This is a genomic window from Simplicispira sedimenti, assembly GCF_022760965.1.
GTDB classification, from domain to species: domain Bacteria; phylum Pseudomonadota; class Gammaproteobacteria; order Burkholderiales; family Burkholderiaceae_C; genus Simplicispira; species Simplicispira sedimenti.
In genome coordinates this window covers 1-18598 of sequence record NZ_JAKVIJ010000007.1, presented here as the reverse complement: position 1 = coordinate 18598, position 18598 = coordinate 1, and the positions used below count along the sequence as shown (strand labels likewise).

Genomic DNA, 18598 nt, shown 5'->3' with positions numbered 1-18598 from the left:
GGGGGTCAGACTTTCTTGCGCAGCTTCTCGCCAAACAGCCCGTTGGGCCTGACCATCAGCATGATGAGCACCACCACATAGGCGGCCACGTCTTTGATGCCGTCGGGCAGGTAAAAGCCCGCAAAGGACTCCACCAACCCGATCACCAGCCCGCCCACGATGGCGCCCGGCAGGCTGCCAAAGCCCCCTACCACGGCGGCCGGAAAGGCCTTGAGCCCGATGAACCCCATGTTGGCGTGCACAAAGGTAATGGGTGCCAGCAGCAGGCCCGCGATGGCGGCGACCGCAGCCGCCAGTGCCCACACCAGGCCATTGAGCCGCTGCACCGGAATGCCCATGTAATAGGCCGCCAACTGGTTTTGCGACGAGGCCTGCATCGCAATGCCCAGTTTGGTGAAACGGAACAGCGCATACAGCAGCACGCACAGCACGGCCGTGGCGGCTATGATGACGAACTGCTCCACGTTCACCACCAGGCTGCCCACCGCCCAGATCTCGTCCTTGTAGGGCACGGGCAGCACATAGGTCTCGGTGCCAATGCCGGGGATCATGGTGATGAGCCCGCGCGCCGTGTAGCCCACGCCAATGGTCAGCATCACGATGGAGAACGCCGGTTGGCCCAGGATGGGGCGGATCACCACCCGTTCCAGCCCCATGCCCACGACGGCCATGGCCGCAATGGCACTGGGCACGGCCAGCCAGAACGGAAAGCCCATCAGCGTCATGCAGGCCAGGCCCAGAAAGGCGCCCAGCATCATCAATTCACCCTGGGCAAAGCTCACCGTTTCGGTGCCCTTGTAGATCAGCACAAAGCCCAGCGCGATGAGGCCATAGATGCACCCCTGCGCCACGCCGCTGATCATCAACTGCAGAATCTGCACGCTACCGTCTCCTTGTGTGATGCGGTTGGTGCATGGTTTATAGCGGCGGCCTCCCGGCTTGTCGCTAAGGGTTTTCCGTTGGAACTTCTGGTGTGCTGTCTCGCACGAGACAGCGCGGCAAACAGCGTCAGACCGCGAAACGCGCCCGCAGCGCCTGGCCAAAGGCTGCCGTGCCGCACAGTGTGAGCGTCAGCGTCAGTCGCGCGGGCAGGGGGCTGGCGGGGGTCAGCACCACGCTGGCGCTGGCCGCGTCGTAGTGCAGTGCGCACGGAGCAGCGCCTTCTTCGTGCAGACTGTGCAGCGCCCAGTCCCAGTCGCCGCCTTCGTCCAGCGGCGCGGGCCTGCCGCCAAAATCGCGGTGCGCCCAGCGCAGCACCTCGGCCACCTCGGCCAGCAGAGCGCTCAGGTGGGTGGGCGTGACCGACGCCATGGCGTCCCAGGTGCCATTGCCATCGTCGTCTTCGCTGTAGTCAAAATCGAGGTAGTGCAGGGCCATGCGCGGCATTGTGCGCCCGGCCCACACACAGAACAGGAAACATGAGCATGAACAACGCAAGCGCCCTGCTGCAGGTGCAGGGCCTGACCTTCAGCCATCCGGGCAGGCCGGTGTTTTTGGACTGGAGCGCCTGCGTGGGTGCGGGCGCCACGCTGGTGTGTGGTGGCGAAAGCAGTGGCAAGACCACGCTGTTGCGCCTGCTGGCCGCAGAGCTGCCGCCCAACGCGGGCAGCCTGCGCTTGGGGCAGGTGGTCCTGGCCGATGCGCCGCAGGCCTACCGCCGCCAGGTGTTCTGGGCCGACCCGCGCTCGCCCGCCATGGACGCACTGATCGTGCGGGCCTGGCTGCAAGGCCTGCCCGCGCAATACTCCGAATGGAACGCACCGGCGCTGGCCACGCACCTGGACGGCTTTGACCTGCACCCGCACCTGGACAAGGGCTTTTACATGCTCTCCACCGGCACCCGCCGCAAGGTGCTGATGGCCGCCGCCCTGGCCTCGGGGGCGCCGCTCACACTCATCGACGAACCTGTGGCCGGACTGGACCGCGCCTCGATACGCTACCTGTGCCAGGCGCTGGCCGACACGGCGCAGGCGCCCGACCGCGCCCTGGTGGTGGCGCACTACGAGGCGCTGGACGGCGTGCCCTGGCGTGCGGTGATCGAATTGCCCGAGCTGGACTGATGGCCTCCCTTTGGCCATCCTTGCTTGTGGCTTTAAAATGCAACGTCACTCGAAAGAACCGTCATGGCCGCAGCCATGAAAGGCTTTCATTCTTGAAACCAAAGGTGGTGAAGATGAACAAGCCTTTCATTTCTCTGTGTCCAGAGATCTCCCGGGCAAACGCGTTGACTCTGATGGACTGGCTGGAGGACGAAGACGTCACCCGCTATCTGAGCGACTCGCGCCATGTCTCCCGCTTCATCGAGCAGGTCATCGGGCGCGTCCAGTTGCCCATCCTGACCCATCTGTTCAACCAGGGCGGCCGGTTCTTCATGGCCTACGACCGGCATGACGTGCCCGTCGGCTTTGTGCGCCTCGTCAAGGCGGGCACGGACTGCGAAATGGTCCTGGTCATCGGCAATCGTGACAACTGGGGCCGAAAGCTCGGGGCCAGCGCCATCCGCGAAGGCATGAAGCTTGCCTTCTTCGACATGCGGGCCGAGAGGCTGATCGCCAAAATCCACCCGGACAACGCGCGGTCGCTCAAGGCCTTCCTGCACAGCGGTTTCGTGCTGGACAGCGAAACGCCCACCATGAAGTCGCTCGCCATGAGCTCGGAGCGCTATCTCCGGCTCCTGCGCGAAAGCCCTGCGGTCCATACCTCCGACATCTACATCACCGAGTTCGACAAGGCCAGGCTCAGAAGCCTGGTCGAATTCGAACGGGGCTCGGACATCTTTGAGCTGGAACACGAGATCGAGCGTGCCATCGTCGTCGATCCATGGAATGTGGCGCAGGACGTCGTCACCATGAACTCCAAGGCCTTGCTGCAGGTGGACGACGAGGAGCTGGAAGTCGCGCTGGTGTACCCCGAGGATGCGGACGACCGCGCCGGAAAGCTATCGGTGTGCTCTGGCATCGGCACGGCGATCCTGGGCTACCGAGAGGGCGATGCCTTTGACTGGCGGATTCCGAACCGAACCTGCCACATCCGAATCGAAAAAGTGCTGTACCAGCCGGAAGCAGCGGGCGATTTCCATCTTTAGGGCCTGTTCGCACTGGCAAAAATAGTGTGAACAGGCCATAGGCTGGGGCCCAGCGCAAGCACCTTCAGAGCAGCAGAAAGGCGGTGGCCGCCACCGCCGTGGGGCCCAGCGCGCCCAGCAGCAGGCCGCCCGCGCCAATGGTTTCGTCTGCAAAGCCGCGCTTGAGCAGCGCCACACCAGCCGGGTTGGGTGCGTTGGCAATCACCGTGAGGCCGCCGCCAGCCACGGCCCCGGCCACCAGCATGTATTTGGCGGGGTCGGAGATGCCTTCGATCAGCGAGCCCAGGTAGGTCAGCGCCGCGTTGTCGGTGATGGCCGTGAGGCCCAGCGCGCCCGCGAACAGGGCCAGCGGCTCCAGGCCCGAGACGATGGGCTGCAGCCACCATTGCTGCATGCCGCCCAGCACCACCAGACCGGCCAGGAAGAAGCCCACGAGCAGCGCCTCCTTCAGGATCAGCGGGCTCTGGTGGCGCTCGTAGGCCTGGGTAAAACCCAAAAACATCAGAAACAGGCCGAGGAACACCACCGGATGGTGCGCAAACAGCACCACCCCGGCCAGCAGCAGAAGGTGCACGCACGCGACGGCGGCGGGCACCGGGGGCTGGGCCTGACGGCCCGCCTCCAGTGCGCTGGCGTGCGGCAGGTGCCTGCGCAGCACAAACGTGCAGGCGGTGGCATTGATCAGCACGGCCACGGCGGCCTTCCAGCCGAAGGTGGCGAGCATGAAGGCGCTGTCCCACTGCCAGGTGCTTGCCACCATGAGCACGGGCGGCGCGGCATACGAGGTGAGCGTGCCGCCGATGGACACGTTGACGAACAGCACGCCCAGCGCCAGGTACTTGAGCCGCTCGGGCACGCCGGTGCGGAAGATCTGCGGCGCCAGCATGAGGGCGGCGATGGTCATGGCCGCGGGCTCGGTGATGAGCGAGCCCAGCAGCGGCACGGCAGCCAGCCCCAGCCAAGCGGTGGCCATGGGGGTGGGCAGGGGCATCCAGCGTGCCGTGGTGTCCACCAGGGCCACCACAGTGCGCAGCACGGGCCGCGAGGCGGCGATGACCATCACCACAAAGACGAACAGCGGCTCGGTGTAGTTGCGCGATTCGGCGTACTGCAGCGCCTGCGCGCCGCCGCCCACCAGGGCCATGGCAACGATGAGCACCATGGCCCAGAAGCCGAACACCACCTCCACCTCGCCCAGCAGGTGGAACAGGCCCGCGTGGCGTGGAAAGCGGTGCGAGAGCCGCTCGAACTGCTTGGTGGAGAAGGTGTGGAGCAGGGCGATGCCGAACAGGGCAGCGGCAATCCAGTGCAGGGGGGTGGGTTCCATGGGTTCCAGTCGCAGGCAAGCCGCGTGGCGGCCCGACCAGCGCATGAACCTGTCGCGCCCTTGCGGCGCGTACACCCAGCCTGAATTTTACCCGCCAGGTGTTTGGCGGGTGCGTGCGGGGGCTTTGTTCAGCGTGGCCTTACATGGCCTTGAACAGGTGGGCGTAGAGGCGGCTCACGGCCAGTGTTTCGGGCCGCTGGCGCAAGGCCAGATGCAGGCGCCCGGCCTCGTCGCGCGTGACGCTGGCAATGGCACTGGCGCGCACCAGCGTGCCGCGGTGCACCTGCCAGAACTCGGACGCGTCCAGCTGGGCGGCGAGCTCTTTCAGCGGGGTGCGGATCAGGTACTCGCGCCCGGTGGTGAGCACGCGCACGTACTTGTCGGCGGCCTCGAAGTAGAGCACCTCGGCCACGGGCACCAGGTGGATTTGGTTGCCGCTGCTGGCCTGGATGACGGTGAGCGGCGCGGATGGCGGTGCAGGTGCGGCCAATCCGGGCGCGGCCAACAGGTTGCGCAACTGGGCCAGGGTTGCTTCTAAATTGATAGCTGCTGGCGCTTGTGAGGTAAGCGCTAGCTGCAGTTTTTGCACTGTTTTTTGTAGGCGCGCTGCCTGCACGGGCTTGAGCAGGTAGTCCACCGCCTGGGCCTCAAAGGCCTGCACGGCGTACTGGTCGTAGGCGGTGACGAACACCAGGGCCGGAAAAGGCCGGTCGGCGGGCCAGGCGTCGGCCAGTTCGGCGGCGGCGTCCAGCCCGCTCTGGCCGGGCATGCGGATGTCGAAGAACAGCACCTCGGGCCGCAACGCCAGCGCCTGACGCACGGCAGACAGCCCATCGCCCACGGTGGCCTGCACCTGCAGTTCGGGCCAAGCCTGGGCCAGGGCCTGCTGCAGGGCGGCGGCGAGCAGGGGCTCGTCTTCGGCAATCAGGGCGCGGGGGGCGGTCATGGGTTTGTGGATTTGTAAGGAAATTGGACTCTGGCGCACGTCCCACCTGCGGGTTGCGCTATCAATTCAATAGTTCCCTGGTCCCCGTACAAGGTGCTCAGGCGCTCACGCACCTGGGCCAGGCCAAAACTGCGGCCCGGTGCACTGGAGGTGGCGGGTGCGCCCGCCGCCAGGCCCGCGCCGGTGTCGCACACCTCCAGTACCAGCCGCTGGTTGGCGTCGGTGCATGCACGCACGGTGATGCGGCCACCTTCCACCTGGGGCTCCAGCCCGTGGCGGATGGCGTTTTCCACCAGCGGTTGCAGCAGCAGCGGGGGCACGGGAATGGCGTGCAGGGCCTCGGGCACTTCCAGTGCATAGGCCAGGCGCGGCCCCATGCGCACGGCCATCAGCTCCAGGTAGTCGCGCAGGCGGTCCATCTCGTCGGCCAATGGGTGCAGCGTGGCACGCGATGCGCTGAGTGTGGCGCGCAGGTAGGCAATCAGGTGGTCCAGCATGGCCTGGGCGCGCGCGGGGTCGCTGCCTACCAGCACGCGCAGGTTGGCCAGGGTGTTGAACAGCATGTGCGGCTCCAGCTGCGCCTCCAGCAGCTTGAGGCGCGCTTGCGTGGCCTCGTGCTGGGCTTGGGCCATGTGCCGTTGCAGGTGCTCAGCCTTGGCCCGGCTGTAGAAGAAGAACGAGATGGCGATGCCCGCGACCACGGTGATGACCAGGGTCGCAGGCCCGGCCCGGTGGTGCCACAGGGCTTGGCTCGCGCCGCTGTAGGCGTCGCCGACCAGCCCGCCGACACCAAAGCCCGCCAGGGTGCCCACGGCAATCAACGCCAGGCCACGCCAGCCGTGGGGCCAGCCGGTGCAGTCCGCCCCGGTCAGCAGCATGCGGCCCAGGTCGATGACCAGCCAGGACACCAGGCCGATGGCCAGCGAGTACACCAGTTGCACATCCCACGGGCCATGGCCCGCCAGGGTCAGGGCCAACGCGATGGCGCAGCAGAACAGCGCGGACAGCAGGCCGTGGCGCAGCAGGGGGCGGAGTTCGATGGATGTCATCTCGGGCAACGGGCGGGCTGGCGCGATTGTGCGCCAGCGCGGTGGGTGTCAGTGGCTTTGATGGCGTTGCAGCGCGGTGCGCTCGCGCTCCAGCAATTGGCCGTAGAGCGAGCCACCGGGCAGCGCCAGCCAAACGGCTGCGCCATGGATCAGCAGCCCCAGCCCCCAGCCCAGCGCCGGAAAGGCGGCCCAGCCCTGGGCGTGGCGCGCAGCCACCAAGGCCAGGAACAGGTTGACCAGCAGGTACACCGTGGCATGGATGTACCAGCCCAGCTTGGCCTTGGCGCGCTTGTGGGCCAGGCGTTCGGTGGCGTCCTGGGCGGAGGGGAGGGGGTGGTGGGACATGGTGTTTCTCCTACATGGGGGCCTTGGGGCCTGGGCGCCACTGTGCCCGCAGGCCCCAGTCGCGCCAAGCGCCGTGCGACGCAATGCCCTTGTGTGGGAGCCAAGTGCTTGCTGGACGGCGTGAGCGGCGGCGGCGGGCTTTCTAGAATCCAGCCCATGCAATCCAAAACCTATGCCGCAGCAGGCATTGCCCTGGCCCTGGCGCTGGGCGGGGCCATGTGGTGGTACACCCGCCAGGCCGCCCAGGCGCCGCAGTACCGCACCGCTGCCATCGAGCGCGGCGCGGTGGTGGCGTCGGTGCAGGCCTCGGGGCAGGTCATGCCGGTCACCCAGGTGTCGGTGGGCACGCAGGTGTCGGGCCAGATCCGCGAGCTGTTTGCCGACTTCAACTCCGAGGTCAAGGCGGGCCAGATCATTGCGCAGATCGATCCGCAGCTCATTGAATTCCAGGTGCGCCAGGCCCAGGCCGATCTGGAGGCCGCGCGCTCGCAGGTGCTGGTGGCGCAGGCCAACGTGCTGGCCAGCGAGGCCACGGTGTCGCGCGCGCAGGTGGATCTGGCCGAGGCCGGGCGCGACCTGCGGCGCAAGACCGACCTGGTGGCGCAGGGCTTCATCGCCCAGAGCGAGGCCGAGCGCGCCCAGGCCCTGGTGCGCACCAGCACCGAGGCCTTGCGCGCGGCGCAGGCGCAGGCCGCCATCACCGCCGCGCAGGTGCAGGCGGCACGCTCCAGCGTGCGCCAGCGCGAGGCGGCACTGGCGCAGGCGCAGACCAACCTTTCGCGCACACGCATCACCTCGCCGGTGGATGGCATCGTGATCAAGCGCGCGGTCGAGCGCGGGCAGACCGTGGCGGCCAGCCTGCAGGCGCCCGAGCTGTTTGTGATTGCGCAGAACCTGCGCGACATGCGCGTGGAAGTGAGCGTGGACGAAACCGATGTGGGCCGCATCCGCCCTGGGCAGGCGGCGCGCTTTACCGTCGATGCCTTCCCCGGCGAGACCTTTGACGGCCAGGTGGACCAGGTGCGCAAGGCGGCCATTGCGGCCAACAACGTGGTCACCTACGTGGCGGCGGTGCACTTTGCCAACCGCGACGGGCGCCTGCTGCCCGGCATGACGGCCAATGTGCGCGTCGTGACCGAACAGCGCGACGGCGTGCTCAAGGTGCCCAACGCCGCGCTGCGCGTGCGCCTGCCCGGCGTGGAGCCCGTGCCCACAGCCGTGCCGAACGCTACAAAAAATATAGCTACTAGCGCACAAAAAACGGGCGCTACAGGCCAAAAAGATGCAAAATTTTCCAAGCCTGCTGCGGGCGCACGTGGGCGCCTCCACGTGCTGGACGAGGACGGCCGGCCGCTCGCGTTGCAGGTGGCGCTGGGCCTGAGCGACGGCAGCCACACCGAGCTGCTGCCCACGCCCGAACAGGCGGTGCTGCTGGCCGAGGGGCGCCAGGTCATCACCGGCGTGGCCAGCCCGGCCAGCAGTGCCCCGGCGCGTAACGGGGCGCCGCGCCTTTCTTTCTGAGCAAGGCTTGCGCATGGCTCCACCCCTGATCGACGCGCAGGCGCTCACCAAGGCCTACGCCATGGGCGGGCAGACCGTGCACGCGCTGCGCGGCGTGTCGCTGCAGATCGACGCGGGCGAGTTCGTCGCCATCATGGGCGCCTCGGGCTCGGGCAAGTCCACGCTCATGCACATCCTGGGTTGCCTGGACCTGCCCGACGGCGGCAGCTACCACCTGGCGGGCGAGGCCGTGCATGCGCTGGTGCCTGACGCGTTGGCTGCCATCCGCAACCGGCGGATTGGCTTTGTGTTCCAGCAGTTCAACCTGCTGGCACGCACCAGCGCGCTGGAGAATGTGGAACTGCCCCTGATCTATGCCGGTGTCAAGCCGGCCGAGCGCCAGGCCCGCGCCCGCGCGGCGCTGGCGCGCGTCGGCCTGGCCGAGCGCGCGGCGCACACCCCCGCGGAGCTGTCGGGCGGGCAGCAGCAGCGCGTGGCCATTGCGCGCGCCCTGGTCACGCAGCCCGCGCTCATCCTGGCCGACGAGCCCACGGGCGCACTCGATTCGCAGACCTCCGAGGACACCATGGCTTTGCTGGCGCAGCTCAACGCCCAGGGCATCACCGTGGTGCTGGTCACGCACGAGCACGACGTGGCCGCCTGGGCGCGCCGCTGCATCGTGCTGCGCGACGGCGCCATCGTGCAGGACCAGGCACAGCCCGGCCATGCACAGCAGGCGGCTACCAGCGCGGCGCTGCCGCAGGGGCGCGCATGAACCTGCACACCGCGCTGCGCGCTGCCCTGCGGGCGCTCACGGCCAACCTGCTGCGCAGCGTGCTCACCATGCTGGGCATCATCATTGGTGTGGGCGCAGTCATTACCATGCTGGCCGTGGGCCGGGGCGCGACCGAGCGCGTGCAGGAACAGATCAAGGGCCTGGGCTCCAATATCGTGCTGGTGGTGCCCGGCAGCCTGAGCGCGGCCGGCGTGCGCCTGGGGGCGCAGACGCGCTCGCGCTTTACCGAAGAGGATGCCGAAGCCCTGGCCCGCGAGGTGCCCGAAGTGCAGGTGGCCGCGCCCTCGTCGCGCACCACGGCGCAGGCGGTGGCGCAAAGCGCCAACTGGAACACCACCATCTTCGGCACCACCAACGACTACCTGGAGGCTCGCGAATGGCCGCTGGCCGCGGGCCGCCTGTTCGAGGCGGCCGAGCAGCAGGGCTCGGCCAAGGTCGCCTGGCTGGGCCAGACTGCGGCGCGCGAGCTGTTTGCCGACGACGACCCGCTGGGCCAGACGGTGCGTGTACGTGGCGTGCCCTTCACCGTGGTGGGCGTGCTGGCCGCCAAGGGGCAGAACGCGGTGGGGCAGGACCAGGACGACATCGTCATCGTGCCCATGTCCACCTTCCGCAACCGCATCTGGAATGCGGGCGGCAACGTGCGTCGCATCTGGTCCATCCACGTCAAGGTGCGCGCCGGGGCCGACATGGCGCGGGCCGAGGAGTCCATGCGCACGCTGCTGCGCCAGCGCCTGCGTGTGCCCGAGGGTGGCGACGACACCTTCAGCATCCGCAACCTGTCGGAGGTGCTGCAGGCGCAGGAAGAGTCGAGCCGCGTGATGACCGCGCTGCTGGCCGCTGTCGCGGGCGTGAGCCTGCTGGTGGGCGGCATCGGCATCATGAACATCATGCTGGTGAGCGTGACCGAGCGCACGCGCGAGATCGGCCTGCGCATGGCCGTGGGCGCGCGTGGGCGCGACATCCTGGCGCAGTTCCTGATCGAATCGGTCACGCTCAGCCTGGTGGGAGGCGCCATCGGCGTGGCGCTGGGCGTGCTGGCCACCTGGGCGGTGGAGCGCGCTACCGGCTGGAGCGCCGTCATGGAGCCCTGGTCCGTGCTGCTGGCCGTGGGCTTTGCGGGCCTGGTGGGTGTGTTCTTTGGCTACTACCCGGCGCGGCGTGCGGCGCGGCTGCAGCCCATCGTCGCGCTGCGGCACGAGTGAGCATCTCGGCATGCCAACGCAGGCCTGCGGGGGCGAGTTCGTACAATCCGTTGCTTCTTGACTCTGAGGGCAAACACAAGCCCGTCGTATGGAAATAGCAATACTGTTCGCCCTCATCTGTCTCAACGGTCTCTTTGCCATGTCTGAGATCGCTTTGGTCACGGCGCGCAAGGCGCGCCTGCAGAAATTGATTGATGAGGGCGACAGCGGTGCGGCCGCTGCGGTGAAGCTGGGCGAAGACCCCACGCGTTTCCTGTCCACCATCCAGATCGGCATCACGTCGATTGGCGTACTCAACGGCATCGTGGGCGAGGCCGCCTTGGCCGGCCCCCTGGCCGCATGGTTGGGTCTTGCAGGGGTGCCGTTGCCCTATGCCGACTATGCGGCCACCGGTCTGGTGGTGGTGGTGATCACCTATTTTTCCATCGTGGTGGGCGAATTGGTGCCCAAGCGCATTGGCCAGTCGTATCCCGAGTTGTTTGCGCGGCTGGTGGCACGGCCCATCCACCTGCTGGCGGTCGCCACCAAGCCTTTTGTGATCCTGCTGTCCACCTCCACCCGCACGTTGTTGCGTTTGCTGGGGGTCAAGGAGACCAGCGGCAGCCCCGTGACCGAGGAAGAGATCCACGCCATGCTCGTCGAGGGCACGACGGCTGGTGTCATCGAGTCGCACGAGCACACCATGGTCCGGAACGTGTTCCGGCTTGATGACCGGCAGATTGGCTCCCTGATGGTGCCGCGGGGCGACGTGGTGTGCCTGGACATGGATGCCTCGTTTGAAGAGAACCTTCAACGCATCGACACATCGGACCACGCGCGCTTTCCGGTGGTGCGCGGCGGCATGGATAATATTCTGGGCGTGGTCAATGCCCGGCAGTGGCTCTCGCGCAGGCTCAAGGAACACGGGCACGGGCTGGCGGACCAGCCCCTGCAGGCGGCGCTGTACGTTCCGGAAACCATCACCGGCATGGAGTTGCTGGACAACTTTCGTCTGTCGGATGTGCACATGGCCTTCGTCATCGACGAGTACGGCGAAGTGCAGGGCATTGTCACGCTGCAGGACCTGATCGAAGCCATCACCGGCGAGTTCCAGCCCCGCGATCCGGAGACATCGTGGGCCGTGCAGCGTGAGGACGGAAGCTGGCTGCTCGATGGGCATATTCCGGTGCCCGAACTCAAGGACCGCCTGAACCTGGACAGCGTTCCGGAAGAGGAGCGCGGCCGCTACCACACCCTGAGCGGCATGCTGATGCTGCTGACGGGACGGCTGCCCAAGGAGACCGACACCGTGACCTGGGAGGGCTGGACCTTCGAGGTGGTGGACATGGACGGCAAGACCATCGACAAGATCGTGGCCACCCGGCAGATCCCGGTCAGCGAGCTGTGATCGTTGGCGGGGGCAGGGCGGCTCCCAGCGGACATAATCCGCGCTTTCGCATTGATTGAACAAGGACGCGCGTGGACATCGTATTGCTGGTCAAGGCCGCCATCATGGGTGTGGTCGAGGGCCTGACCGAGTTTCTTCCCATATCCTCCACGGGCCACCTGATCCTGGCGGGGGCCTTGCTGGGTTTTGACGATGCCAAGGCCAAGGTCTTCGACATCGCCATCCAGACCGGGGCCATCTTTGCCGTCATCCTGGTGTACTGGCAGAAGATTCGTGCCACCTTGGTGGCACTGCCCAGCCAGCGCAGTGCGCAGCGCTTTGCGCTCAATGTGCTGATCGGCTTCTTCCCAGCGGTGCTGTTGGGGCTGTTGCTGGGCAAGGCCATCAAGGCGCATTTGTTCACGCCCACCGTGGTGGCCAGCACCTTCATCCTCGGCGGCCTCATCATCCTGTGGGCCGAGCGACGCCCGCAGTCGGCCACGCGCATTGCTGAAGTGGACGACATGGGGCCGGTCGATGCGCTCAAGGTGGGCCTGGTGCAGTGCCTGGCGATGGTGCCGGGCACCAGCCGCAGCGGTGCCACCATCATTGGCGGCATGCTGCTGGGCCTGTCGCGCAAGGCAGCCACGGACTATTCGTTCTTTCTGGCCATTCCCACACTCATCGGCGCCGGGGTGTACAGCCTGTACAAGGAGCGTGAGCTGCTGCAGGTGGCCGACCTGCCCATGTTCGCCGTCGGGCTGTTCTTTTCGTTTGTGAGTGCCTGGCTGTGTGTGCGCTGGTTGCTGCGCTATATCAGCACGCACAGCTTTGTGCCCTTTGCCTGGTACCGCATAGCCTTTGGCCTGCTGGTGCTGTTGACGGCCTGGACGGGATGGATTCCCTGGAGCGCCTGATACCCCCAGGAGCCTGTCGGACTTGGGAATCGTCGGCTGCAAATGGGCTGCAGCGATCCATTTTCACCGTCTTTTTGCCCCATAGCCCCGCTATGGGGCTGCAAACCCGGCGAAAACTGTCCTCGCTGGGGCCCATTTTCGCTTTCGACGCCCCAAGTCCGACAGGCTCCTAGATCGGTTGATAATCTCTGCCATGCAACGCTCTATCACCTGTGCTCCCTGGGCCTTGGCGCTGGGCCTGGCGCTGCCTGCGCTGGCGACGGCGCAACTGCGCATGCCCGTACCCGAGGAAAGTCGCTCTGGCTACACCTGGTCGCTGGGGGCGTCGATCAGCAACGGAGCCAGCTATCCCGGCAGCACCGAGCGCAGCACGGGCATCCGGCCCGTCATCGGGCTGGAGGTGGGGCGTTTCACCCTCAGCTCGGGCGGCGGTGGTTCTTTGCTGGACTTTGACCTGGACGCACGCGACTCGGGCGTGACCGCCAAGCTCCTGCAGTGGGAAAACCTGCGCCTGAGCGCCGGTCTGCGCATGGATGGCGGCCGCAAGGGCAGTGACGAGCCGATGCTCCAGGGCCTGCCCGAGGTGGAGCGCACCTTGCGCGGGCGCCTGAGCGTCATCTATGACTTCAACAAGCATGCCTCGGTGCGTTCCACCCTGAGCCAGGACCTGCTGGGCCGCGATGGCGGGGCCACGCTCCAGACCACGGCGCGTTATGAAATCCAGGTCAGCCCCTACAGTGAAATCGTTTTTGCCCTGGGCTTCACGCTGGCCGACAGCACCTACATGCAAGGCCGCATGGGCGTGCCGCTCAGTGCCTCCGGGGTGAGCACACCTTTGCCCGCCTATGTGCCGGGGGGCGGGCTTTTCAGCCAGGACGTGGGGCTGGAGTTCAAGAGCGCGGTGTCTGACCGCTGGGTGGTGTTTGGCGGCGTGCGCTATTCGCAACTGCGTGGCAACGCCCGGCGCAGCCCGCTGGCGGTCAAGCCCGACAACTACGGCATCAGCCTGGGCCTGGCCTACCGCTGCTGCCGCTGAGGCTCCCAGAGCCTGGACAGGCTCTCAGGGCATTGCCAACTGCTCGGTGCTGCGCTGCACGCGGAACTTGCCGTTCTGTTTTCCCTGGTACATGGCGGCATCGGCCAGCTTGAGCAGGCTGGCAGCGTCGTAGGCGTCCAGCGGCGCCAGTGCGTACCCAATGGTCAGGCCCACCTGCACTTTGGTGGACGACAGGGTGAAGGGGGCATGGAATGCATCCAGCAGCTTGTTCGCCAGGTCGTGTGCCTGTGCGGGGCTTTCCAATGCGCTGGCCACTATCACAAATTCGTCGCCCCCCAGGCGTGCCACCAGGTCGGTGGCGCGCACATGGCCTTGCAGGCGGCGGGCCACGGCAACCAGCAGTTCATCGCCCACATCGTGGCCGTGCTCGTCGTTGACGGGCTTGAAGCCGTCTAGGTCCAACAGGTACACGGCCAGTTGCTGCTCGTGGCAGCACAGCCGCAGGGCGTTGGACAGGGCTTCCTGCATGCCGCGGCGGTTGGGCAGGTTGGTCAGGGGGTCGGTGTGGGCCAGCCAGTGCAGGGTGTCGCGCTCGGTGCGGGCGTTTTCGGCGGCCAGGCGCAGGGCTTTGGAGCGCAGGCCCAGCACGCGCATGAACAGCAGCATGTCCAGCGTGGCGCCGAACTGGAAGGAATGCAGCGTCCAAAAGTTGACCGGCACCCAGCCCCGGATCACGCCAATCACCGTGGCCGTGGCCACGAAGTACACCAGCCAGGCCAGCAGCAGCGTGCCGCCCACCGCATCGCCCTGGCGCATGCGCGCCACGGCACCGGGAATGCCCATGAGTGCAGGCACCAGGCCCAGCACGCTGACGATGGCCGCCAGCACGCGGGTGTCGAACAGGTCGAGCGCAAAGGCCAGGGCCAGCAGCGCCGTGCCCGCGGCGCCCCAGCGCATGGCGCGCATCAGCCGGTTGCGTGGGTTGCCCGCCGCCAGGGCCTGGCCTATGAACAAGAAAGAGCCGCAGGTGGCCATCAGGGCCGACATGCCGCTGGCGTGCTGCTCGAACCAGGGCAGGCCGCCCCACAGGTACTGCGCCCCCACGCCAAAGAAATGCAGCGAGAACAGCAGGCTGCCCGAAATCAGCAAGGTGTACTGCAGGAACAGCACCTCGCGCTGGTTGATCCACTGCGCCAGGCTGTAGATCCACAGGCACAGCGCCAGACCTGTGAGCAGGCCTTGCAGCATCTGTTCGCGCAAAGCGTGTTCGGCGTGCATGGCCGGGGGGGACAGGCGCAGCGGCAGCACCATGGCGCCCTGGGTCTGCACGCGCAGCAGTAGCTCGTAGGCCACGCCGGGTTGCAGATCCAGCCCCACCGCGTGCGAGCGGGTGGGTAGCGGGCGCTGTGCAAAGGGCACATGGCTGCCCAGCGCGGCCTGCTGCACGATGCGCCCGCCGCTGGCCAGCACCAGGTCGATGCGTTGCAGCGGCGCGTAGTCAATGTCCAGCACCCAGCGACCCGGGGCACTGGCCGCCAGCTCCAGTGGAATGCGCAGCCAGACGGGCTCGGCGCGCACGCCCAGCGTGCCCTGGGTGGGCGGCATGGGGCCAAAGGCGGGGCCACCCTGCAGCAGCTCCTGCGCGTTGTAGCGTTGTTCGGGGTCGGGCAGCATCTGCAGGGCCTGCCACAGTCCGGCGGCAGGCTGCTGGGCCTGCAATTGCAGCGGCGCGGGTTGCGCCTGCACGCTGGCACACCCCAGCCACAGTGCCAGCAACGCGGCCACGCGCCACAGCCCGCCGCGCTGGAGGTGGGCTGCAAGGGTCAGGAACCAGGGCACAAACGCGCGTGTCATGGGCAGGGCAGCGGGGGGGCAGGGGTGGCACGGCCGAAAGAGTGTGCACCCCGCAGGGGCACACGAATGTGACAAAGTGTAGGTCAAATGCCGTTGGCGCACAGGCCGCAGGGGCAGTGCGCACCGCGAGGGGCGCGGACAGACGCTCAGTCGTGCGTGATGGAGGCCAGGTTGCGCAGCGCGGCTTCGACGGCGGCAGCGGTGACCAGGGGCTTTTCCATGGGGAAGAGGTGGGTGCCGTCCAGCATCATCATCCGCCCCTGGGTCACGCGCTCGGTCAGGCCCATGCCGGCCTGGCGCATTTCCACCGAGGCACGCCCTCCGATGAAGGCGGCCGGGCAGCGCAGCGGGTGCTTGCGCAGCAGGCTGCCCAGGTGGTGCGGCATGGTGTTGTAGATGGCGCTTTCCACCGCGCGGTCGAAGGCGAGCACGCGGCGGTCATCCTCGTCGTACAGGCCGTGGGTCACGTAGTCGCGCAGCACCTGTGGATCCCAGCGGGCAAAGGCTTTTTTCTTGCGGAAATGCTCGTAGGCCTCTTCGGTGCTGTGCCAGCTGTTGCGGCGCATGCGGCTCACGCGGGCGGGTGAGATGGCGCCGATCACCTGCGTGCGCTTGGCGGCACCCACGGTGGTGGCGCGCCAACCGCCCAGCAGCGGGGAGTCCAGCATCAGCACGCCGCGCGCCAGTTCGGGGTGGCGGGCGGCGGCCATGACGCTGAGGATGCCGCCCAGCGAATGGCCCACCAGGTACACCGGGCCGCCCGATGTGCGCACCCGCTCGGCGGCAAACTCGGCCAGTTGCTCCACCAGGTGCGGCCAGTTGTCGGTGACGGGAAAGCGCGGGTCGTGGCCGAAGCGGTCCACCGCGCTGACCTCAAAGCCGCGCGTGCGCAGGTGCTCAAACAGGGCGCTGTAGGTGCCCGAAGGAAAGCTGTTGCCGTGGGAAAAGACGATGCGGTTCATTCTGAGAGAGGTTCTAGACCAGCTTGTCCTGCGGGGTCGATATCTTCTTGAGCGGCTTGCACTGCGCGTGTGGCATCACGATCGGCACCTCGGTCGCGCCGCCGCTCCAGTTGGGGCTTTCGATGCTGTCGAACACCTGGCGCAGCTTTTCCCCCCAGCGCTCGCGCAGCATGGTGAAGTAGGGGTTGTCGGTGCCGATGCACACGATCTTGTCTGAGGTGAAACGGTCCACCTCGTACAGCACCAGATCCAGCGGCAGGCCCACCGAGAGGTTGGACTTGAGCGTGCTGTCCATGGATACCAGCGCGCACTTGGCGGCTTCGTCCAGCGGGGTGTCGGGGGTGATCACGCGGTCGAGCACGGGCTTGCCGTATTTGGATTCGCCGACCTGGAAGTAGGGCGTCTCGGACGTGGCCTCGATGAAATTGCCCGCCGAATACACCTGGAACAGACGCATGCCCTCGCCCCGGATCTGGCCGCCAAAGATCAGCGACACATTGAAATCCAGCCCCGAGCGCTTGAGCGATGCGCCATCGCGCTCGTGCACATGGCGCACCGCTGCACCCAAGACGCGGGCGGCGTCGAACATGCTGCGCGCGTTCCAGATGGTGGTGGGCTCGCCGTCGTGCTCGTCCTTGATCTGCGTGGTTTGCAGAATCTCGCGCACCGACTGCGAAATGCTCAGGTTGCCCGCCGACAGCAGCACCATGAAGCGATCGTCCGGCTTCTCGTACACCATCATCTTGCGGAACGAGCTGATCTGGTCCAGCCCGGCATTGGTGCGCGAATCGGACAGGAACACCAGCCCAGCGTGGAGTTTGATGGCGACGCAGTACGTCATGGCAATAAAGCGGCAGAGGGAAAACCCGCAAGTGTAGTGCGGCCCCACCCCGTGCTGTGCCGCAGCGCGTGCGTGCGTCAGCAGGCTGCCCCTGGGGCAGAACACAGGGGGCGGCCGCTCACCCTGCGGCCAGGGGGTTGGGCACGGCCTGCGGCGGTTTGAACAGGGTGACGCGGTTGCGCCCGGCCGCCTTGGCCTCGTACATGGCCGGGTCGGCCTGGTGCTGGATGTCCTGCATGTTTTGCTCGGCCATGCCCCCAAGGGCCACGCCAATGCTGGCACTGATGGACAGGCGCAGGCCCTGGGCCTCGGGCTGGGCCGCCTCGATGACGCGGCGCAGCGCCTCGGCCAGCACCAGGGCGCCCTGGGCATCGGTATCGGGCAGCAGCACGCAAACTCCTCGCCCCCAATGCGCCCGGCCAGATCCGACTGGCGCACGCTCTGTGCAATCAGGTGCCCCACACACTGCAACACCACATCGCCCGTGGCATGGCCGTGCTGGTCGTTGATGGCCTTGAAGTGGTCCAGATCGATGAACAGCACTGCAAACGGTGAGCGCTTGCGCCGCGTGGCAAGCAAGAACTGATCGCAGCGCTCGTAGTAGGCACGGGCATTGAGCAGCCCGGTCAGCACGTCGGTGGACGCCATAGCACGCAGGCGCTCCTTGGACTCCTGCAGCCGGTGGTAGAACGACATGGAGCGCGCCCGGTACCCATGGAACAAGAAGGCCAGCAAGCCCATGGCCATGACCGCATCGACCAGCTCGGTGCCCGAGTAGGGCGCCACAAAGAGCGGATTGCCCGCCAGCAACAGCAGCATGGAGCCCAGGGTGACCATGGCGCCCGCGCGCTGTCCCAGCAGGATATAGACGCAAGGGATGTTGATGAACAGCCACAGAATGCGCAGCGCATCGTTGGGCACCAGCACCAGGGCCGACACGCACACCGCAAAGCACACGGCCTCCAGCACCCAGGCTGCCGTTTGCAGGCGCTCCTTGTGGCCACGCAGCCAGTGCCACAACGCCAGCGAGACAGCCATGTTGAGCGAGGGCGCCACAAAGCGCGAGGGCGAAGGCGCTTGCTCCACCCACAACAGCGCCCCCAGAAAAGTGAGGTTGCCCCTGAAAAGTGGAGTTCCTAACCCTTGTTGAAAATACCGACAAGGAGTTGAGAAATGAGTGACAAGCAGGTGCGTGCGCAGTACACGCGAGAGTTCAAGCTGGAGGCGGTTGGGTAGGTGCGCGCTGGCCAGGCGATTGCGGTGGTGGCCAAGGTGCTGGGCGTTCCCAAGGCCAGTCTGGGCAACTGGGGGAGGCTGTCAGCCAAGGGGGAACTGGGCGGCGCGGGCAGCTCGCCGCCTTCCATGGCGTGGAGGCCGCGCGCATCGTGCTGGCGGGCAGTGCCAGTGA

17 protein-coding genes and 2 pseudogenes are annotated in these 18598 nt (G+C 67.0%); 9 read left to right on the top strand and 10 right to left on the bottom strand.

The features are described from left to right. Nucleotides 1–5: 5 nt before the first annotated feature. The gene (locus MJ602_RS09115) at nucleotides 6–881 is read right to left on the bottom strand and encodes an ABC transporter permease subunit (protein WP_162016665.1); all 876 of its coding nucleotides are present in this window, start codon (nucleotides 879–881) and stop codon (nucleotides 6–8) included. Between the two features lie 127 nt (nucleotides 882–1008). Continuing rightward, complete coding sequence (locus MJ602_RS09110; protein ID WP_162016664.1) at nucleotides 1009–1377, bottom strand: hypothetical protein; 369 nt, start codon at nucleotides 1375–1377, stop codon at nucleotides 1009–1011. Nucleotides 1378–1424: 47 nt separating this feature from the next. Here MJ602_RS09110 and MJ602_RS09105 point away from each other — a divergent pair, with 47 nt between their 5' ends. Both MJ602_RS09105 and MJ602_RS09100 read left to right on the top strand, forming a co-directional pair. Next, nucleotides 1425–2060 (top strand): ABC transporter ATP-binding protein, encoded by a 636-nt coding sequence (locus MJ602_RS09105; RefSeq protein ID WP_243020513.1) that lies wholly within the window; start codon nucleotides 1425–1427, stop codon nucleotides 2058–2060. A 113-nt stretch (nucleotides 2061–2173) separates the two neighbouring features. Then, on the top strand, nucleotides 2174–3085 hold the full coding sequence (locus MJ602_RS09100; protein WP_243020511.1) for a bifunctional GNAT family N-acetyltransferase/nucleoside diphosphate kinase regulator: 912 nt from the start codon (nucleotides 2174–2176) through the stop codon (nucleotides 3083–3085). Nucleotides 3086–3149: 64 nt separating this feature from the next. Here the strand turns inward: MJ602_RS09100 and MJ602_RS09095 are convergent, their stop codons facing one another. The 4 genes from MJ602_RS09095 to MJ602_RS09080 all read right to left on the bottom strand — a co-directional run bounded on the left by MJ602_RS09095 (nucleotide 3150) and on the right by MJ602_RS09080 (nucleotide 6752). Beyond that, entirely contained in the window at nucleotides 3150–4412 is a 1263-nt protein-coding gene (locus MJ602_RS09095; protein WP_243020509.1) for a putative Na+/H+ antiporter, read from the bottom strand. Between the two features lie 139 nt (nucleotides 4413–4551). Beyond that, nucleotides 4552–5358 (bottom strand): LytR/AlgR family response regulator transcription factor, encoded by an 807-nt coding sequence (locus MJ602_RS09090; RefSeq protein ID WP_243020508.1) that lies wholly within the window; start codon nucleotides 5356–5358, stop codon nucleotides 4552–4554. Further along, nucleotides 5355–6407, bottom strand: coding sequence for a sensor histidine kinase (locus MJ602_RS09085; protein ID WP_243020506.1), 1053 nt, complete (start codon nucleotides 6405–6407; stop codon nucleotides 5355–5357). The genes MJ602_RS09090 and MJ602_RS09085 overlap by 4 nt, the downstream gene beginning before the upstream one ends. A 48-nt stretch (nucleotides 6408–6455) precedes the next feature. Beyond that, on the bottom strand, nucleotides 6456–6752 hold the full coding sequence (locus tag MJ602_RS09080) for a 2TM domain-containing protein (protein WP_243020505.1): 297 nt from the start codon (nucleotides 6750–6752) through the stop codon (nucleotides 6456–6458). Nucleotides 6753–6908: 156 nt separating this feature from the next. Between MJ602_RS09080 and MJ602_RS09075 the strand changes: the two genes are divergently transcribed. The 6 genes from MJ602_RS09075 to MJ602_RS09050 all read left to right on the top strand — a co-directional run bounded on the left by MJ602_RS09075 (nucleotide 6909) and on the right by MJ602_RS09050 (nucleotide 13572). Then, nucleotides 6909–8273, top strand: a complete 1365-nt coding sequence (locus tag MJ602_RS09075) for an efflux RND transporter periplasmic adaptor subunit (RefSeq protein WP_243020503.1) — start codon at nucleotides 6909–6911, stop codon at nucleotides 8271–8273. Between the two features lie 13 nt (nucleotides 8274–8286). Then, nucleotides 8287–9027, top strand: coding sequence for an ABC transporter ATP-binding protein (locus MJ602_RS09070; RefSeq protein ID WP_243020502.1), 741 nt, complete (start codon nucleotides 8287–8289; stop codon nucleotides 9025–9027). Further along, nucleotides 9024–10253: an ABC transporter permease gene (locus MJ602_RS09065; RefSeq protein ID WP_162016655.1), complete on the top strand. Its 1230-nt coding sequence runs from the start codon at nucleotides 9024–9026 to the stop codon at nucleotides 10251–10253. Before MJ602_RS09070 ends, MJ602_RS09065 begins: the two co-directional genes overlap by 4 nt. Before the next feature lie 88 nt (nucleotides 10254–10341). Then, entirely contained in the window at nucleotides 10342–11640 is a 1299-nt protein-coding gene (locus MJ602_RS09060) for a hemolysin family protein (RefSeq protein ID WP_162016654.1), read from the top strand. A gap of 71 nt (nucleotides 11641–11711) precedes the next feature. Then, entirely contained in the window at nucleotides 11712–12536 is an 825-nt protein-coding gene (locus tag MJ602_RS09055) for an undecaprenyl-diphosphate phosphatase (protein WP_243020501.1), read from the top strand. A gap of 193 nt (nucleotides 12537–12729) precedes the next feature. Beyond that, complete coding sequence (locus MJ602_RS09050) at nucleotides 12730–13572, top strand: MipA/OmpV family protein (protein WP_243020500.1); 843 nt, start codon at nucleotides 12730–12732, stop codon at nucleotides 13570–13572. A 24-nt stretch (nucleotides 13573–13596) separates the two neighbouring features. Here MJ602_RS09050 and MJ602_RS09045 read toward each other — a convergent pair whose 3' ends face one another. From MJ602_RS09045 to MJ602_RS09030, 4 genes and pseudogenes are all read right to left on the bottom strand, one after another. Then, a complete protein-coding gene (locus tag MJ602_RS09045; protein ID WP_243020498.1) occupies nucleotides 13597–15387 on the bottom strand; it encodes a diguanylate cyclase in 1791 nt (596 codons plus the stop codon). A gap of 146 nt (nucleotides 15388–15533) precedes the next feature. Next, nucleotides 15534–16349 carry an alpha/beta fold hydrolase gene (locus tag MJ602_RS09040; protein WP_243020497.1) on the bottom strand — a complete coding sequence of 272 codons (816 nt, stop codon included), beginning with the start codon at nucleotides 16347–16349 and terminating at the stop codon, nucleotides 15534–15536. Nucleotides 16350–16362: 13 nt separating this feature from the next. Further along, a complete protein-coding gene (locus tag MJ602_RS09035; protein WP_243020495.1) occupies nucleotides 16363–17190 on the bottom strand; it encodes a proteasome-type protease in 828 nt (275 codons plus the stop codon). Nucleotides 17191–17308: 118 nt separating this feature from the next. Continuing rightward, nucleotides 17309–17838: pseudogene (locus MJ602_RS09030) on the bottom strand (GGDEF domain-containing protein). Nucleotides 17839–18363: 525 nt separating this feature from the next. On the opposite strand from MJ602_RS09030, the pseudogene MJ602_RS09025 reads away from it, so the two are divergent. Continuing rightward, nucleotides 18364–18598 (top strand): annotated as a pseudogene (locus tag MJ602_RS09025) (transposase); the annotation flags it as partial.

What these genes read in the sequence shown, in the direction of transcription:
- MJ602_RS09110 (WP_162016664.1), bottom strand. Translation starts at nt 1,377, where the DNA reads ATGGCCCTGCACTACCTCGATTTTGACTACAGCGAAGACGACGATGGC.
- MJ602_RS09105 (WP_243020513.1), top strand. Translation starts at nt 1,425, where the DNA reads ATGAACAACGCAAGCGCCCTGCTGCAGGTGCAGGGCCTGACCTTCAGC.
- MJ602_RS09100 (WP_243020511.1), top strand. Translation starts at nt 2,174, where the DNA reads ATGAACAAGCCTTTCATTTCTCTGTGTCCAGAGATCTCCCGGGCAAAC.
- MJ602_RS09095 (WP_243020509.1), bottom strand. Translation starts at nt 4,412, where the DNA reads ATGGAACCCACCCCCCTGCACTGGATTGCCGCTGCCCTGTTCGGCATC.
- MJ602_RS09090 (WP_243020508.1), bottom strand. Translation starts at nt 5,358, where the DNA reads ATGACCGCCCCCCGCGCCCTGATTGCCGAAGACGAGCCCCTGCTCGCC.
- MJ602_RS09085 (WP_243020506.1), bottom strand. Translation starts at nt 6,407, where the DNA reads ATGACATCCATCGAACTCCGCCCCCTGCTGCGCCACGGCCTGCTGTCC.
- MJ602_RS09080 (WP_243020505.1), bottom strand. Translation starts at nt 6,752, where the DNA reads ATGTCCCACCACCCCCTCCCCTCCGCCCAGGACGCCACCGAACGCCTG.
- MJ602_RS09075 (WP_243020503.1), top strand. Translation starts at nt 6,909, where the DNA reads ATGCAATCCAAAACCTATGCCGCAGCAGGCATTGCCCTGGCCCTGGCG.
- MJ602_RS09070 (WP_243020502.1), top strand. Translation starts at nt 8,287, where the DNA reads ATGGCTCCACCCCTGATCGACGCGCAGGCGCTCACCAAGGCCTACGCC.
- MJ602_RS09065 (WP_162016655.1), top strand. Translation starts at nt 9,024, where the DNA reads ATGAACCTGCACACCGCGCTGCGCGCTGCCCTGCGGGCGCTCACGGCC.
- MJ602_RS09060 (WP_162016654.1), top strand. Translation starts at nt 10,342, where the DNA reads ATGGAAATAGCAATACTGTTCGCCCTCATCTGTCTCAACGGTCTCTTT.
- MJ602_RS09050 (WP_243020500.1), top strand. Translation starts at nt 12,730, where the DNA reads ATGCAACGCTCTATCACCTGTGCTCCCTGGGCCTTGGCGCTGGGCCTG.
- MJ602_RS09045 (WP_243020498.1), bottom strand. Translation starts at nt 15,387, where the DNA reads ATGACACGCGCGTTTGTGCCCTGGTTCCTGACCCTTGCAGCCCACCTC.
- MJ602_RS09040 (WP_243020497.1), bottom strand. Translation starts at nt 16,349, where the DNA reads ATGAACCGCATCGTCTTTTCCCACGGCAACAGCTTTCCTTCGGGCACC.
- MJ602_RS09035 (WP_243020495.1), bottom strand. Translation starts at nt 17,190, where the DNA reads ATGACGTACTGCGTCGCCATCAAACTCCACGCTGGGCTGGTGTTCCTG.